The organism is Thermococcus sp. JdF3 (assembly GCF_012027495.1).
In the GTDB taxonomy this organism is placed as follows: Archaea; Methanobacteriota_B; Thermococci; order Thermococcales; family Thermococcaceae; genus Thermococcus.
Genome location: NZ_SNUK01000001.1, coordinates 193516 through 208643 on the forward strand (window position 1 = coordinate 193516; position 15128 = coordinate 208643).

13 protein-coding genes and 1 pseudogene are annotated in these 15128 nt (G+C 52.9%); 8 read left to right on the forward strand and 6 right to left on the reverse strand.

Annotated elements, in window-relative coordinates:
* The 6 genes and pseudogenes from E3E42_RS00920 to E3E42_RS00945 form a co-directional block, all read right to left on the reverse strand.
* Positions 1 to 1032, reverse strand: a pseudogene (locus tag E3E42_RS00920) (aldehyde dehydrogenase family protein); the annotation flags it as partial.
* A 45-nt stretch (positions 1033 to 1077) separates the two neighbouring features.
* Positions 1078 to 2388, reverse strand: coding sequence for an RNA-guided endonuclease TnpB family protein (locus tag E3E42_RS00925; RefSeq protein ID WP_167902256.1), 1311 nt, complete (start codon positions 2386 to 2388; stop codon positions 1078 to 1080).
* A 102-nt stretch (positions 2389 to 2490) separates the two neighbouring features.
* Entirely contained in the window at positions 2491 to 3057 is a 567-nt protein-coding gene (locus E3E42_RS00930; RefSeq protein ID WP_167902257.1) for an aldehyde dehydrogenase family protein, read from the reverse strand.
* Positions 3058 to 3068: 11 nt separating this feature from the next.
* A complete protein-coding gene (locus E3E42_RS00935; protein WP_167902258.1) occupies positions 3069 to 4577 on the reverse strand; it encodes an aldehyde dehydrogenase family protein in 1509 nt (502 codons plus the stop codon).
* 145 nt (positions 4578 to 4722) lie between these two features.
* On the reverse strand, positions 4723 to 6240 hold the full coding sequence (gapN, locus tag E3E42_RS00940) for an NADP-dependent glyceraldehyde-3-phosphate dehydrogenase (RefSeq protein ID WP_167902259.1): 1518 nt from the start codon (positions 6238 to 6240) through the stop codon (positions 4723 to 4725).
* A 358-nt stretch (positions 6241 to 6598) separates the two neighbouring features.
* On the reverse strand, positions 6599 to 6874 hold the full coding sequence (locus E3E42_RS00945; RefSeq protein ID WP_206205923.1) for a hypothetical protein: 276 nt from the start codon (positions 6872 to 6874) through the stop codon (positions 6599 to 6601).
* A gap of 291 nt (positions 6875 to 7165) precedes the next feature.
* Here E3E42_RS00945 and guaB point away from each other — a divergent pair, with 291 nt between their 5' ends.
* From guaB to pdxS, 8 genes are all read left to right on the forward strand, one after another.
* On the forward strand, positions 7166 to 8626 hold the full coding sequence (gene guaB / locus E3E42_RS00950; protein WP_167902260.1) for an IMP dehydrogenase: 1461 nt from the start codon (positions 7166 to 7168) through the stop codon (positions 8624 to 8626).
* Positions 8627 to 8687: 61 nt separating this feature from the next.
* Positions 8688 to 10088, forward strand: a complete 1401-nt coding sequence (locus tag E3E42_RS00955) for an L-aspartate oxidase (RefSeq protein ID WP_167902261.1) — start codon at positions 8688 to 8690, stop codon at positions 10086 to 10088.
* Between the two features lie 45 nt (positions 10089 to 10133).
* On the forward strand, positions 10134 to 10334 hold the full coding sequence (locus E3E42_RS00960) for an antitoxin family protein (RefSeq protein ID WP_167902262.1): 201 nt from the start codon (positions 10134 to 10136) through the stop codon (positions 10332 to 10334).
* Positions 10318 to 10788 carry a type II toxin-antitoxin system VapC family toxin gene (locus E3E42_RS00965; RefSeq protein ID WP_167902263.1) on the forward strand — a complete coding sequence of 157 codons (471 nt, stop codon included), beginning with the start codon at positions 10318 to 10320 and terminating at the stop codon, positions 10786 to 10788. The genes E3E42_RS00960 and E3E42_RS00965 overlap by 17 nt, the downstream gene beginning before the upstream one ends.
* 63 nt (positions 10789 to 10851) lie before the next feature.
* Positions 10852 to 11760, forward strand: coding sequence for a quinolinate synthase NadA (nadA, locus tag E3E42_RS00970; RefSeq protein ID WP_167902264.1), 909 nt, complete (start codon positions 10852 to 10854; stop codon positions 11758 to 11760).
* Between the two features lie 77 nt (positions 11761 to 11837).
* On the forward strand, positions 11838 to 13148 hold the full coding sequence (locus E3E42_RS00975; protein WP_167902265.1) for an ATP-binding protein: 1311 nt from the start codon (positions 11838 to 11840) through the stop codon (positions 13146 to 13148).
* Positions 13135 to 13968 carry a carboxylating nicotinate-nucleotide diphosphorylase gene (gene nadC, locus E3E42_RS00980; protein WP_167902266.1) on the forward strand — a complete coding sequence of 278 codons (834 nt, stop codon included), beginning with the start codon at positions 13135 to 13137 and terminating at the stop codon, positions 13966 to 13968. Before E3E42_RS00975 ends, nadC begins: the two co-directional genes overlap by 14 nt.
* Before the next feature lie 132 nt (positions 13969 to 14100).
* Complete coding sequence (gene pdxS / locus E3E42_RS00985; protein ID WP_167902267.1) at positions 14101 to 15108, forward strand: pyridoxal 5'-phosphate synthase lyase subunit PdxS; 1008 nt, start codon at positions 14101 to 14103, stop codon at positions 15106 to 15108.
* Positions 15109 to 15128 lie beyond the last annotated feature (20 nt).

A 15128-nucleotide genomic window follows, 5' to 3' on the forward strand; every position in this document is an offset into this window, starting at 1 on the left:
TCACTTCTTAGGAACAAGTGTTTCCTTTATAGTTCTGGGATTGAGCCACCTGAGCAGGTTAAGCCATGAACCGGCTTTGTCATTGGTTCCACTCCATCTCGAACCGCCGAAAGGCTGTCTGCCAACGATTGCCCCGGTGGGCTTGTCGTTTATGTAGAAATTCCCTGCCGCGTATCTGAGCATCTTTTCGGCCTTCACTATTGCATACCTATCTCTGGCGAAGATTGAGCCGGTGAGGCCATACGGTGAGGTTTCGTTGCACAGGCGGAGTGTCTCTTCGTATTTGTCGTCGTCGTAAACATAGACCGTCACAACGGGCCCAAATATTTCCTCGGTCATGAGCTTTCCTTTTGGATTCCTCGTGAGGATAACCGTCGGCTCGATGAACCAGCCCTTACCTGAGTCGTAGTGGCCTCCGTAGATAATCTCATACTCCTCGGGGTGTGCTTTGGCGTACTCTATGTACGACACGATTTTCTTAAATGCCCCCTCATCTATGACCGCGCCCATGTGGTTGCTCAAATCATCAACGGGGCCGTACTTGATTCTCGGCAGCTCCGCAAGGAGGCCCTCTCTAATGGCTGGCCACAGACTCTTTGGAACGTAAACCCTTGAAACGGCTGAGCACTTCTGACCCTGATATCCGAAGCCGCCACGAATTATGTTCGTCACAACTGCCTTCACGTCTGCAGAGCTGTGGACGAATATGAAGTCCTTCCCCCCGGTTTCGCCCACAATCCTTGGGATATTCTTGTATCCGGTGATGTTTTCGCTTATTCTCTTCCAGAGCTTGACGAGGGTTTCATGACTTCCAGTGAAGTGAAGCCCAGTGAAGTCAGGATGGCTTAGAACAACGTCGGACCATTTGCTTGGAAACGGTACGAAGTTTATAACGCCATCTGGGAGCCCGGCTTCCATGAGTATCTTCATTATTTCAAAGTTTGCAAATATCACCGAGCGGGAAGGTTTCCAGAGAACGACATTTCCAACCATCGCCGGCGCGGTTGGCAGGTTTCCTCCAATTGAGTAGAAGTTGAAGGGTCTGACCTCCTCCCTGCCGTGAGGGGCGAGGGTTGGCTAACCCCTCGCCAGTGACGGGGAGGTTTGAGGGGTCTCATTAAAGCCCAACTCAAAGCGGGCTTTCAGCCCCTCTGGCCGGGCCTCCGGCCAGTTACCCCTCCTCTGGGCGTAAAGACCGCTCAGATTTGGGGTTATCGTTTTTACCACCTTCTTCAAAATGTTAAACGCCCCAACAAGGTCAGCGTTAAAAACAAGCCCCGTTGCGCGACACTTAAACAATCCACGAACGAACCTCGCCCCCTCGTGGGGCTTCCCGCAGACAGGGCACGTTTGCGAAGTGAAAGCCTCACCAACAACCATAACTTCAATACCATACTCCTCAGCCACTTCCTTCAAGCGTTTAATGACCGTGTTAAACCGCCACACGTGAGAGAGGAGGAAATTCTGCTTTTTACCCTTACCAGAGTTTCGAGCTATGCCTCTTGGGTAGCCGACGACGATTTTAGAGACACCCAACTCGTAGAGCCTCTGGACTGTTCCCCTAACTGCGGTATTAATGTAGTGCTTTGCCTGAAGTTTAGCCCCCTCGTGCATTCTTTTGAGCCTTCTGCTCGTCTTCTGACCACTTTTATTGAGTTTTGACTGGTAGTCCGCAATCTTCCTCCTCCAGTAGAAGTCAATGCTTTTGAGAGGCCTCCCGTTTACGAGAAAGCTTTCTCCACTCTCGACATAAACTGCCATTAAATTGTTCACTCCAAGGTCAATCCCCGCTGAAAGGCCCCCCTTTGGTCTTCTCGGGAGCTTAACCCATTCCTCACCTTCAAGTTTCTCCTCCACCGTAAGGCTAACGTGAGCATACCACTTGCGTTTAACTTCGTCATAAGTTATTTCTAAACGTCCCTGCCTGCCCTTCAGGTGTATTCTTCCCTTGAACTGGATTTCCAAGCGTTTGAACTTGCCAAGGCCTTTGAGGATTAACCTGTTCCCCTCAATCCTGTACTGGTCGTTTCTCAGGACGATTAAGGGTTTCCGCCCTCCGTCTTCCTTGAGATAGTTCGGTGGTTTTGGTTTCAGCCAGTCGGGGAGTTCACCGTTCCGTTTTTTCCTGAGGAGTGAGAAGAAGCTTCTCCAAGCTTCTGCATTCTTTCTCGCTATTTGTTGGACTGTGGCTGAACCGATTTCTTTCTTAAACTCATCGTAAACGGTTTTTTCCGTCGTGTTGAAGTCCACGATTTGCCCTTGGAAGAACTGCTGCCGCCTGAGGTAGTTCACCCTATTCCAGACTTTGGCCCCACGGTCGGCTAACTGGAGGAGAATTTTCTCCTGCTCCTTTGATGGTTGAAGTTTGACTGTTACCGAACGCTTCATTTCAAGTTATGGTATGAATTTTAAGCTTTAAAAAAGTGTTGCTTTCCTGCTGAATGGCTGGTTGGGTTGATTATTGCATCCCCACCGTGAACGGAGAGGCTTTCAAGAGAAAAATGTAACTGCGAGTATGAATCCCTCTAAGGGACGCCAGTCAGTTCTGTTCATCTCCCCTGGCGCTTGGTCTGGCTGTTGCTCGTAGATAAATCTGATGTAGTAGGGGTTGAACCTCCAGAAATCAACAAGCTCGGCCAGGTCAATCTCTGCCTCGTAGGGGTTCTTTGAGAGGTTCATCATTATCGCTGCAATGTTTCTTTTCCTGTACTTCCCGGCAAGCAAATCTGCGGCCTTACGGAATATTGCAACCCGGTGGTACCAGTCCAGCCCGGACCAATCCTCCCATGCTGAAAGGGCACATTCTATTGCCTCTTTCAGCTCATCCTCTCCAGCTAAGTGAGCTTTTGCGAGCACAACATCCTGGTCGTGTGGGGCCCTTATCTCTATAACCTCTCCGGTTTTTATCTTCCTCCCTCCAATAATCAGGGGAATTTCTTCGGTCGTTTTCTTGATCCTTTCGATTTCTCTCAGAAGTTCCTCCCTTTCCTTTGTTCCGCTGGAGTAGCTCAGTATGCTGTCCATCTCATTTTTCGGCTTCTCAACTGCCCATATCATACCTCGCCACCTCATTCAATATCAAATTTAACCCCCTGTGCGAGAGGCAAGTCCCTGCTATAATTCACAGTTGCAGTCTGCCTCCTTGCGTAGAACTTCCACGCATCACCTCCCGCTTCTCTTCCGACTCCGGTGTCTTTCTCCCCTCCGAACGCTCCGCCTATCTCCGCTCCAGCAGTGCTCGTGTTTACATTGGCTATACCGCAGTCAGAATGGGCTAAGAAGTACTCCGCTTCCCTTAGGTCGTTCGTGAATATTGCAGAAGAGAGACCCTGTGGAACCGAGTTGTTGAGTTCAAGGGCCTCCTCGATGGTGGAGTACTTGAAGACATAGAGTATTGGAGTGAATGTTTCCTCATTTACTACCCTCATATCCGGGTGCGCTTCGATTATCGTGGGTATAACGTAACAGCCCTTTAGTCTCTTTCCGCCATAAAGAATCCTGCCCCCTTCTGCAACTGCCCTCTCTATGGCTCCCTCATACTTCTTAACGGCCTCTTCGTCTATTAGAGGCCCAATCAGCGTATCCGGCTCGAATGGATTGCCGATTTTTACGCCCTTGTACACTTTTATCAGCTTGTCCAAGAACTCGTCGTAGATTCTTTCATGCAGAATTAAGCGGCGGGTTGTTGTACATCTCTGTCCGGCAGTTGCGAGGGCTCCAAAAGCGACTCCCTTGAGCGCAATTCTCATGTCTGCCTTATCGCTGACTATAGCTGCGTTGTTCCCGCCGAGTTCGAGTATTACCCTTCCAATGCGCTTTGCAACCTTCTCATACACCTTTCTCCCTGTTGCGGTCGAGCCGGTGAAAGATATCAGCGGCAGCCTCTTGTCTTCTGCCATCCAGTTGCCGACGGTAGAACCTTTGCCAATTACAAGGAAGAATATTGGCGGAAGTCCGTGGCGCTCAAGGACGCTGTTGACGATTTTGGTGGTTGCTATTGCGGTCAGAGGTGCCTTCGTTGATGGCTTCCACACAACTACATCGCCGACTGCGGCCGCTATGAACGCGTTCCACGACCACACCGCACAGGGGAAGTTAAAGGCTGTAATAACACCTATCGGGCCGAGGGGATGCCACCTCTCGCAGAGAACGTGGTCTTTCCTCTCGCTCGCGATCGTAAGCCCATAGAGTTGCCGCGAAAGACCGACTGCAAAGTCTGCGATGTCTATCATCTCCTGGACTTCTCCCCTGCCCTCAGTCAGTATCTTTCCGACCTCAAGAGTAACCAGTCTTGCTAGTGCTTCCTTCTTTTGTCTTAGTTCGTCTCCAATCTCCCTGATAATCTGTCCCCTCTCCGGTGCGGGAATTTCGCTCCAGACATCAAATGATTCCTGCGCCTTTTTGATAACCATTTCATAGTCATCTCTCCCTGCGATTGCGACTTTTGCAATCTCTTTTCCATCTATGGGCGAATGAGAGGATATTAACTCCCTCCCATAGATGGGCATCCATTCCCCATAGAAGACTCCAGAATTGACCTCTGACAATTCCAATTTGCCTAATATATCCTTGGGCATCGGGTCACCCCCTGGGCCTCTGGTCGGTATAACTATCCCCACGAGGAATTTAAACATTTTGTGTAAACAAAAGCACTTAAGTTAAACAGAAGTGTTTGGCTATCACAAAAATATCTGAGAAATCTGAGGAGAAATCCGGGAAAGGTTAGATGTACTCCCACACCCCGTATTCTCTGTAGTTCCTGACTATTGTTTTTGTTGTGGTAAATTGTTCAATGGAGTAACCTATGCCTTCCCTTCCGATTCCGCTGTCTTTCATCCCTCCAAATGGATAGTATCCGATGCCGTGTCTCGGAAACTCGTTTATGAATACTGCCCCAACTTCAAGCCTTCTTGCGACTTTCCTTGCTCTGGCATCATTTGTGCTGAAGACTGCCGCATCAAGGCCAAAGCGGGAAGAATTTGCCAGCTCGACGGCTTCGTCTTCATTTTTGACCCTGACTAAAAGCGTCAGCGGGCCGAACACATCCTCTTGGAATGCCCTCAGCTTTGGAAGTGTCTCCTTTCTGACCTCGAGGAGAACCGGCCACACGTAGTTTCCCCTGCGCTTGAATTCTGTCAGTGGCTTTGCGCCTTTTCCAACGGCATCCCGATAGAGTTCTTCAATTGTCACTGCACTTTTCTCATCGATCAGCGGCCCCATTATGGCGTTTTCATCTTCGAGTGGATTTTTGGGATCAATCCCCCTGAGTCTCTCCACGAGCATGTCCTTGAGATTCTCATATATTTCCTTCTCTGCAAAGATTATCCTTATGGCATCGCATCTCTGCCCGGAGTAGCTTACCATTCCCTTGATGAGTTTTTCTACGGTTGTTTCGAGATCGGCGTCATCCAGAACTATTGCGGGGTCTTTTCCGCCGAGCTCCATGTGGTATGCCTTTATTCCCCCGGTTTTGAGAAGGTGCTCTCCAACCTCAGTGCTTCCCGTGAAGGTTATTGCCCTGATTCTCTTGTTTGCCACGACTCTATCCATGTCTCTGCCGGCTATGGTCAGAAGTGCAAAGCTCTCTCTTGGAAGCCCGGAGAGTTCGAGAACCCTTATGAATAAGAGCGGTGCAATCGGGTCAAGTGATGCAGGCTTAAGCAGAACGGCATTTCCGCTGAGCAGTGCTGGGATAACCTTTGCGGCGGATATGAAGAGGGGATAATTGTATGGACTTATGGCCAGAACTACCCCATAGGGCTCTCTCTTTACAATTCCTTCGCTTTCGAGGGTCTCTTCACTCCAGTCTCCGGGAATGTAGTCCCCCAGAAGTCTTCTTGACTCCATCGTTGTCTTTTCCAGACGTTCGATTGTTGCCATGACCTCACCCTTGGCATTGCTCAAGGGCTTTCCGGCGTCGAGCATTAACACCCTGGTGAAATCGTCGAATGCCTCTCTCATGAGCCGGGCAGCCTTTAAAAACGCCTTTATCCTTTTTTCTCCGGGAAAGTTTCTTATAGCCTCCCTTCCTTTTGTATAGACTGCATCAATGGCCTCCTCAAGTTGTTCCCCGTTCAGTTTTGAAACCCTTGCAATGACTTCATTGTTTATCGGACTTCTGACCTCGATGAAGCTCTCTCCAAAAACCCAGCCTCCTGCTGAATATGTAGCGAACTCCACCACTCCATCGTCTCCAATCCGGCATACCTCCTTAAAGATTTCGTGCTTCAGTTCGAACATAATATATCACCCGGAGAGATACATAACTAAAGGAATATTTAAACATTTTGCGTAAACAAATGGGATTACTTTAAATAGAATTGTTTTCGTAAACTCCTGGCCCAACGGACTTGTAGAAGCAAATGGACGCATTATCTAAATCTACGGAAAGACCTTGGCCTGTTGTGCTTTTCCTACCTGTGAAGATCTGGCTATTGAAGATCTGGCTATAATGACACCAACCCCTGCCTTGGAAGGCCGGGCTTTCAAAAGGAAAATGTAGAAGGCTGGAAGAGGTCAGCCCATGCGAGTTTCCTCACCGCTCGGACGAAACTTCCCTCATCATCCCGAAAGGAGTGGGGAAGAGGGGGTTAAAAAGCTAAGCCCTCTCGGAAGAAATCACCGAGACTATGTCCCTGTGGAAGGACTTTAGGGCCTTCCAGTGCCGCTCGTCAATCTCGTTGCTCCACGAGACCCTCTTGTAGAACCTTTCCAGGTCGTCGAGCAGGTACTCCAGGTACTCCCTGCGTCCCCTCTCCACGCCGATGCCGTTGCTCAAGAGCTTGCCCCTCAGAAACGGCATGACCTCCGACGGCCGGCCGAGAGCCGCCCAGAAGAGACCTTCCTTCAGGATTTCACCCAAAAGTTCTTCCAAACCAAAGCCACTTACCTCGGAAACCTTTTCCTTAGCGATGGGTTTGGTACTCCCCCCTCATGGTAATCACCGGTTCTAGGAGTGTTCGGGGGTATTTGTAATTTTTGGTGGAACTTTTGCCCATCTGGCAAAATAGACAAAAATTTGGGGATGTATTTGGTCTTATATCCAATTTACTGTCCGCTGAATGTCATTTGGTCAACAGGATGGTCGGGCGGTGCGGCGGGGAGCGGAAACCCTTAAAAACCCCTGCCAGGTTCATGTTAAAAAGGACGCGGAGGCGCGAGAAAAATGGGAAAATTTGAACACAAACTTGTTGATGCTATTAAGGGATACACCTTTGACGACGTTCTTCTGATACCGCAGGCGACCGAAGTCGAGCCCAAGGACGTTGACGTCTCGACTCGGATAACGCCGAACGTGAAGCTCAAGGTTCCGATTCTCAGCGCGGCGATGGACACCGTTACCGAGTGGGAGATGGCCGTCGCTATGGCCAGGGAGGGCGGCCTGGGAGTCATCCACAGGAACATGAGCATAAGCGAACAGGCCGAGATGGTTAGAAAGGTCAAGCGTGCCGAGCGCTTCATAGTCGAGGACGTCATCACCATAGGCCCCGATGAAACCCTCGACTACGCGCTCTTCCTCATGGAGAGAAACGACATCGACGGCCTTCCGGTCGTTGGTGAGGACGGCAGAATAGTCGGCATCGTTACCAAGAAGGACATAGCGGCCAAAGAGGGCAGCCTTGTCAGGGAGGTCATGACGGGCGAGGTCATAACCGTTGGCGAGGACGTCTCGGTTGAGGAAGCCCTTGATGTGATGGTGGCCAACCGGATAGCCCGCCTCCCGGTGGTCGATGAGAACGGCCGCCTCGTGGGAATAATCACGATGAGCGACCTCATGATGAGGAAGAAGTACAGGAACGCCGTTCGGGACGGGAACGGAGATCTGATAGTTGCCGCCGCGGTGGGTCCCTTCGACATCGAGCGCGCCCGTGCCCTCGACAGGGCAGGCGCCGATGTAATCGTCGTTGACACGGCCCACGCCCACAACCTCAAGGCCATAAAGGCCATGAAGGAGATAAGGAAAGCCGTCGATGCCGATTTGATCGTTGGAAACATCGCCAACCCCAAAGCGGTTGACGACCTCACCTTTGCCGATGCGGTCAAGGTCGGAATAGGCCCGGGGAGCATATGCACAACGAGGGTCGTCGCTGGCGTCGGCGTCCCCCAGGTCACCGCAATAGCCCTCGTGGCCGATAGGGCTCAGGAGTACGGGCTACATGTCATAGCGGACGGTGGAATCCGCTACTCCGGCGACATAGTCAAGGCCATCGCCGCTGGAGCTGACGCTGTCATGCTCGGCTCCCTCCTGGCCGGAACGAAGGAGGCACCGGGCAAGGAGGTTGTAATCAACGGCAGGAGATACAAGCAGTACCGCGGCATGGGTTCCCTCGGTGCCATGATGAAGGGAGGAGCGGAGCGCTACTACCAGAAGGGCCACATGAAGACCAAGAAGTTCGTCCCGGAGGGAGTTGAGGGAGTCGTACCCTACAAAGGACCGGTCAGCGAGGTTCTCTACCAGCTTGTTGGGGGACTCCGCTCTGGAATGGGCTACGTCGGTGCTCCAAGCATAGCCGAACTCAAGGAGAAGGGCGAGTTCGTGGTCATAACCCAGGCCGGCGTCAAGGAGAGCCACCCGCACGACATCTTCATCACCAACGAGGCGCCGAACTATCCGGTCGGGAAGTGATTCCCTCCCCTCTTTTTGAAAACCTTATAAGGCGTTTCTCCCAGTCCAGCTGGGGAGAGCTATGACCAGCGTTGGAATCATCGGAAGCGGTGCCGCGGGATTAACGGCGGCCGTAGCCCTGGCGAGACGGGGCTTCGACGTGACGGTCATCGGTAAGGGGATAAAGGAGAGCAACTCCTACCTCGCTCAGGCAGGGATAGCGTTTCCCATTCTCGACGGCGATTCTCCCAGGGCTCACGTTCTCGACACGATCAGGGCTGGCAAGTACCTCAACGATGAGGAGGTCGTGTGGAGCGTTGTGTCCAAGGCGAGCGAGGCCTACGAGTTTCTCCTCTCGATAGGTCTGGAGTTCGAGGCCAACGAGACCGAGGGGGGACACTCTTTCTCCAGGGTTTTCACGATTAAGAACGAGACCGGGAAGCATCTAATGAAGCTCCTTCACCTGGCGGCGAGGGAAGCGGGCGTTCACTTCGTCGAGGGCCTTGCCGAGGAGCTGGCCGTTCGAGACGGCAGGGCCTACGGGGTCTTCCTCGACGGCGAGCTCCTCAGGTTTGACGCCATCGTTATAGCTACGGGCGGCTTCGCCTCGCTCTTCAGGTACACGGCCGGTTCCCCCCTCAACCTCGGCACCCTCATCGGCGATGCCGTTATGAAAGGCGCCCCAGCGAGGGATTTGGAGTTCGTTCAGTTCCACCCGACGGGCTACATCGGAAGGAGGGGCGTCTTCCTCGTCAGCGAGGCCGTCCGCGGTGCCGGGGCAAAGCTGGTGACGGAAGACGGCGAGCGCTTCGTTAACGAGCTCTCCACGAGGGACATCGTCGCGAGGGCGATATACAACCAGATGAAGGCCGGTAAGAGGGTCTTCCTTGACGCGACTGGCATAGAGGACTTCAAGAGGCGCTTCCCCCAGATATACGCCTTCCTGAGAAACGACGGGCTGGATCCGTCAAAGGGCCCAATCCCCGTTTCCCCAATAGCTCACTACACCATCGGGGGAGTGGCGGTTGACCCCTGGTATCGTACGGGCATCGAAAATCTCTATGCGATAGGCGAGGCGATGAGCAACGGCTTCCACGGGGCGAACAGACTCGCCAGCAACTCGCTCCTCGAGTGCATCGTTTCCGGCCTCGAGGTGGCAAGAACCATCGCGAGGGACAGGCCGAGGTGCAGGGAGGTCAAGGAGCCGGCCTATCACGGCCACGAGCCTGGAGACGTTGACTCCCTCAGGGAGCTCCTCTGGGAGAAAGCCGGGATCGTCAGAAGCGCGAAAACGTTGAGAGAAGGCCTCAAGGAGCTTGAAAGCATCGAGGCCGACCCGAGGCTTAAGGTACTCGCGAGGGGAGTCCTCGAGTGCGCTCTCGCGAGGGAGGAAAGCAGGGGCGCCCACTACCGCGAGGACTTCCCCGTCATGAGGAAGGAGTTCGAGAGGCCGAGCTTCTTCGACGGTAGGTGCAGGCTCTAACCGCTTGTCTTTTAAGCTTTGACTTCAACTTCCATTGGTGATACCATGTCGAGGGCCATTGAAGCCGTGTACGAGAACGGGGTAATAAAGCCTCTAAAACCCCTTTCACTTCCCTCAAAGCGCATAGTAATTTACATCGAGGAGAAACGGTTCTCCGAGCTGATCGATGAGCTTGAGCTTGAGGCCAAGGAGGACGTTGACAGAACCTTAAACGCGGTGAGGGATAGAGATGAGGGTAGTTCTTGATACCAGTATCCTTGCTAAGGCGCTATTAAAACCCCGAAGGAGCCTCCCGCCCGAGGTCTACACTCGGGAATCGAACACTCACAAGAAGGCCAGATTGGTCGTCAAGCTCTGCGATGGTCACGATGTTATGTTTCCGAGGGCAGGATTGGTCGAAATTGCGAGTGTGCTCAAAAGAAACGGGCATGGAGCGGTTATATTGAAAGTCATTGAATCCATTTCAATTTCATATACCATCGTTGACGAGGACGAAATTTTTGAGAATGCCCTTGAAGTGGCATCTCTCACAGGAGCTTCAGGTTTTGATACCTACTTCATAGCCTTGGCGAAGTCCACGGATGCATTGCTTATAACTGATGATGTGAAGATGTCAAAGCATGCCTTGGCTGTGGGGATCAACGTTCTGCTTCTTAGAGAGGCCAGCGAGGAGCGCATCAGGGAAGTTTTGAAGCCTTAACCAAAGGTGTCCAAAAACCCTTTTAATCCCCCTCTTCTACCACAATCCAGGCGAGGTGAGAGTATGGAGAAGGAGACGCTCATAGCCGAGATTGAACGTCTCAAGGAAGAGAGGAACGCCATAATCATGGCCCACAACTACCAGCTCCCGGAGGTTCAGGACATAGCGGACTTCCTCGGCGACAGCCTGGAGCTCGCGAGGAAGGCTGTGAACGTTGATGCCGACGTCATAGTCTTCGCGGGAGTGGACTTCATGGCAGAAACCGCCAAAATCCTCAATCCGGAGAAGACCGTCCTCCTGCCGGCGAGGAGGGCAACCTGCGCGATGGCCAACATGCTGAAGGTCGAGCACATCCTCAGGGCCAAGGAGCAGTACCCGGACGCGCCCGTGGTTCTCTACGTAAACACCACCGCCGAGACCAAGGCCTACGCCGACGTTACGGTTACCTCCGCCAACGCCGTCAAAATAGTGGAGAAGCTCGATTCTGATGTCATAATCTTCGGTCCCGACAAGAACCTTGCGAGCTACGTGGCCAGGGTCACCGGAAAGAAGGTCGTCCCCGTCCCCGAGTACGGCCACTGCTACGTGCACAGGCAGTTCACCATTGAGGACGTTGAGAGGGCCAAAAAACTCTATCCGAACGCCAAGCTGATGGTTCACCCGGAGTGCGAGCCGGAGGTGCAGGAGAGGGCAGATATCATAGTCTCCACGGGCGGAATGATAAGGCGCGCACCGGAATGGAACGAGTGGGTGGTATTCACCGAGCACGAGATGGTTTACCGCCTTCAGAAGCTCTACCCGGATATTAAGTTCCACCCGGCTAAAGAAGACGCGGTCTGCATCGGCATGAAGGCGATAACGCTCAACCACATCTACGAGTCGCTCAGGGACATGAAGTACGAGGTTGAAGTTCCGGAGGATATAGCCGAGAAAGCTAAGAGGGCCATCGAGAAGATGCTGGAGATGAGTTAAGTCTGGAGGGAAAGATTCCACCATTTTTGTTAAGTAGGGAGGGAAACTTTTTAAGGATTTTTACCTCTTCATTTAACATGAGCCGCGAGGAAACGATAGCCCAAATTGTGATGGACTACCTCAATCTCAGCGTTGAGGGTGTCGAGCGGGAGCTGAGCGTTCCAGAGGACATCCGGATAAACAAGGCAATAACAATAATCGGCCCAAGAAGGGCCGGAAAGACATTTTACATCCTTCAAAAGTTTTCCAAACTGAGGAATGCCGGTAAAGCGGCCGTCTTCTTCCCCCTCGACGATGACAGAATATTCCCTCCAACGCCCGATGACCTTTCAACCCTCGTGAGGGTGTTCTACGAGCTCTTCCCAGATGCCGATGAGAAGTACCTTTTTCTCGACGAGATTCAGAACGTCCCCAACTGGGAGCTTTTCGTTAAGCGTGTCCTGGAGCGCGATGGGTTCAGGGTTTACTTGACCGGCTCCTCCTCAAAGCTCCTCAGCGGGGAGATAGCGACAGCCCTCCGCGGAAGGACGCTGACGTTTGAGATGATGCCCTTCAGCTTCCGGGAGTTCCTCAGGGCCAAGGGGATTGAGGTGGGCAGGTATCTCTCGACGAGAGAAGAGGCGGTTGTCAAGACCCTTCTGAGGGAGTATCTGGAGTTCGGCGGCTTTCCAGAGGTCGTTCTTATCGAGGACAGGTACCTAAAGCGGAAAACGCTTTCCGAGTACGTGGATGTGATGCTCTACCGCGACGTTGTTGAACGGCATGGGATAAAGAATCTAAAGGCGGTCAGGCTGTTCCTGAAGCTCCTCATAACGTCCTTTGCTAAGGAGTTCTCGGTGAACCGAACGGCCAGGTACATGAAGGGCATTGGCGTGGACGTCAGCAAGAACACCCTCTACAGCTACTTCGACTACTTTGAAGAAGCTTACATGGTCTTCCCGCTCAAGAAGTTTTCCTACAACCTGAAGGAGGTTGAGAAGAGCCTTCCAAAGGTTTACATCGTTGATACCGGCCTGATAAACGCCTACTCGCTTCGCTTTGGGGAGACCATCGGCAGGCTCATTGAGAACGCCGTTTTCCTTGAACTCAGAAGGCGCGAGAGGGAGCTCTACTACTTCAAGGACGAGCGTGGAAGAGAGGTTGATTTCCTCGTGAAGGAGGGAAAGGATATCCTGGAGCTCATACAGGTCAGTTATTCACTCGAAAGCCCTGAAACGTTCGAACGGGAGGTCTCGGCACTGCTGAGTGCCTCGGAGAAACTCGACTGCGAAAACCTAACGATAATAAACTGGGACAGAGATGACATCATTGAGGTCAGGGGGAAAAAGGTCAGGCTCGTCCCTCTCTGGAAGTTCCTGCTTGGAGGTGAGGGTGATGATAAATCTTAGTTATCTCCTGCAATTTATAGAAGAGGACGCCCCCTTCGGAGACGTCACGAGCGAGGCGGTCATACCTGAAGGAACGAAGGCCAAAGCAGTAATCATCGCGAAGGGGGAAGGAATAATAGCGGGAGTCGAGGAAGCCAAGGCCCTCTTCGAGCACTTCGGGGTTAAAGTGGATGTTAAGAAACGCGACGGAGAGGGAGTTAGGAAGGGTGATACCATCCTCGAGCTTGAGGGCAACGCGAGGGCAATACTTCTCGTCGAGAGGACGGCTTTGAACGTCATGGGCAGAATGAGCGGCATAGCCACCGAGGTCAGGAAGCTGGTCGAGAAGGTTAAAGCCGTAAACCCCAAGGTTCGGGTTGCAGGAACTAGAAAAACCCTGCTCAAGCCTATAGACAAGAGGGCGATACTCATAGGTGGCGGTGAACCCCACCGCTTCTCGCTGAGCGACGCGATACTGATAAAGGACAACCACCTCGCGCTCGTCCCGCTGGAGGAGGCGATAAAGAGGGCCAGGGCCTTCTCCGCCTACAAGGTCGTCGAGGTTGAGGTCGAGAGCCTTGAGGACGCACTAAAAGCCGCCAGGGCAGGGGCCGACGTCGTGATGCTCGACAACATGAGTCCGGCCGAGATAGCCGAGGTTTTAACTGTTCTCAAGCGGGAAGGGCTCAGGGAGAGGGTTAAAATTGAAGTCAGCGGTGGAATAACGCCAGAGAACATAACCGAGTACGCCGAGCTTGACATCGACGTGATAAGCCTCGGCTACCTGACGCACTCTGTGAAGAACTTCGACGTCAGCCTTGAGATAATTGGAAAGATATGAACGGGGATTTTTCGTCTTTTTCTGGTTTTTTCGAGGAGTTTTTTATTTCTCAGTGAACTTTCCGGGGCAGGGTTTATATTCAAGTTTTTCCTTGAATTTAATTGCAAGCCAAAACTTGAAAAGGTGAGGGAGATGGGAAGGCTCGACGTTATCGAGGCTAAGGGTACCGAGAGGCTCAAGAGGGGCTTTGCAAAGATGGTGAAGGGCGGCGTCATAATGGACGTCACCAACGCTGAGCAGGCGAGGATTGCGGAGGAAGCGGGTGCCGTCTCTGTCATGGCCCTCCACCGCGTTCCAGCTGATATCAGGAAGGCAGGTGGCGTTGCCAGAATGGCCCCGATAGAGAAGATTCAGGAGATAATGGACGCGGTTACGATTCCGGTCATGGCGAAGGTGAGGATCGGCCACGTGGCGGAGGCCAAAATACTCGAGGCCCTCGGTGTGGACATGATCGACGAGAGCGAGGTTCTCACGCCTTCCGACCCGTTCTTCCACATAGACAAGAGAGAATTTGCCGTTCCCTTCGTCTGCGGAGCCAGAAATCTCGGCGAGGCCGTCAGGAGGATATGGGAAGGCTCGGCCATGATCAGAACCAAGGGCGAGGCCGGAACCGGCAACATCGTCGAGGCGGTCAGGCACGTCCGCCTAGTCGCCGAGGGGATAAGGCAGATTCAGGCCATGACCGACGAGCAGGTCTACGGGGTTGCGGAGAAGTTCGCAGAGCCCTACCTCCGGCTTGCCCTCAACGTCAAGGAGATAGCCGGCCTCCCAACGAGGGTCCTTGAGAACGAGCCAATTTACGGCCACCACACCTACCGCGAGATTGTCGATGGCCTCTACAGGGTTCTCCTCGAGATAAAGAAGCTCGGCCGCCTTCCTGTTGTGAACTTCGCGGCCGGAGGAGTTGCAACGCCGGCCGATGCTGCCTTGATGATGCAGATGGGAATGGACGGCGTCTTCGTCGGCTCGGGAATCTTCAAGAGCTCCCAGCCCGAGAAGATGGCCAGGGCCATAGTCGAGGCCGTCAACCACTGGGACGAGCCGGATGTTCTCGTCGAGATAAGCAGGGAAATAGGGGAGCCGATGAAGGGTCAGGACATCGAAGAGCTCGAAGTCCGCCTTGAGGAGAGGGGCGTCTGAGTCCTTTTCAACTCTTTTGG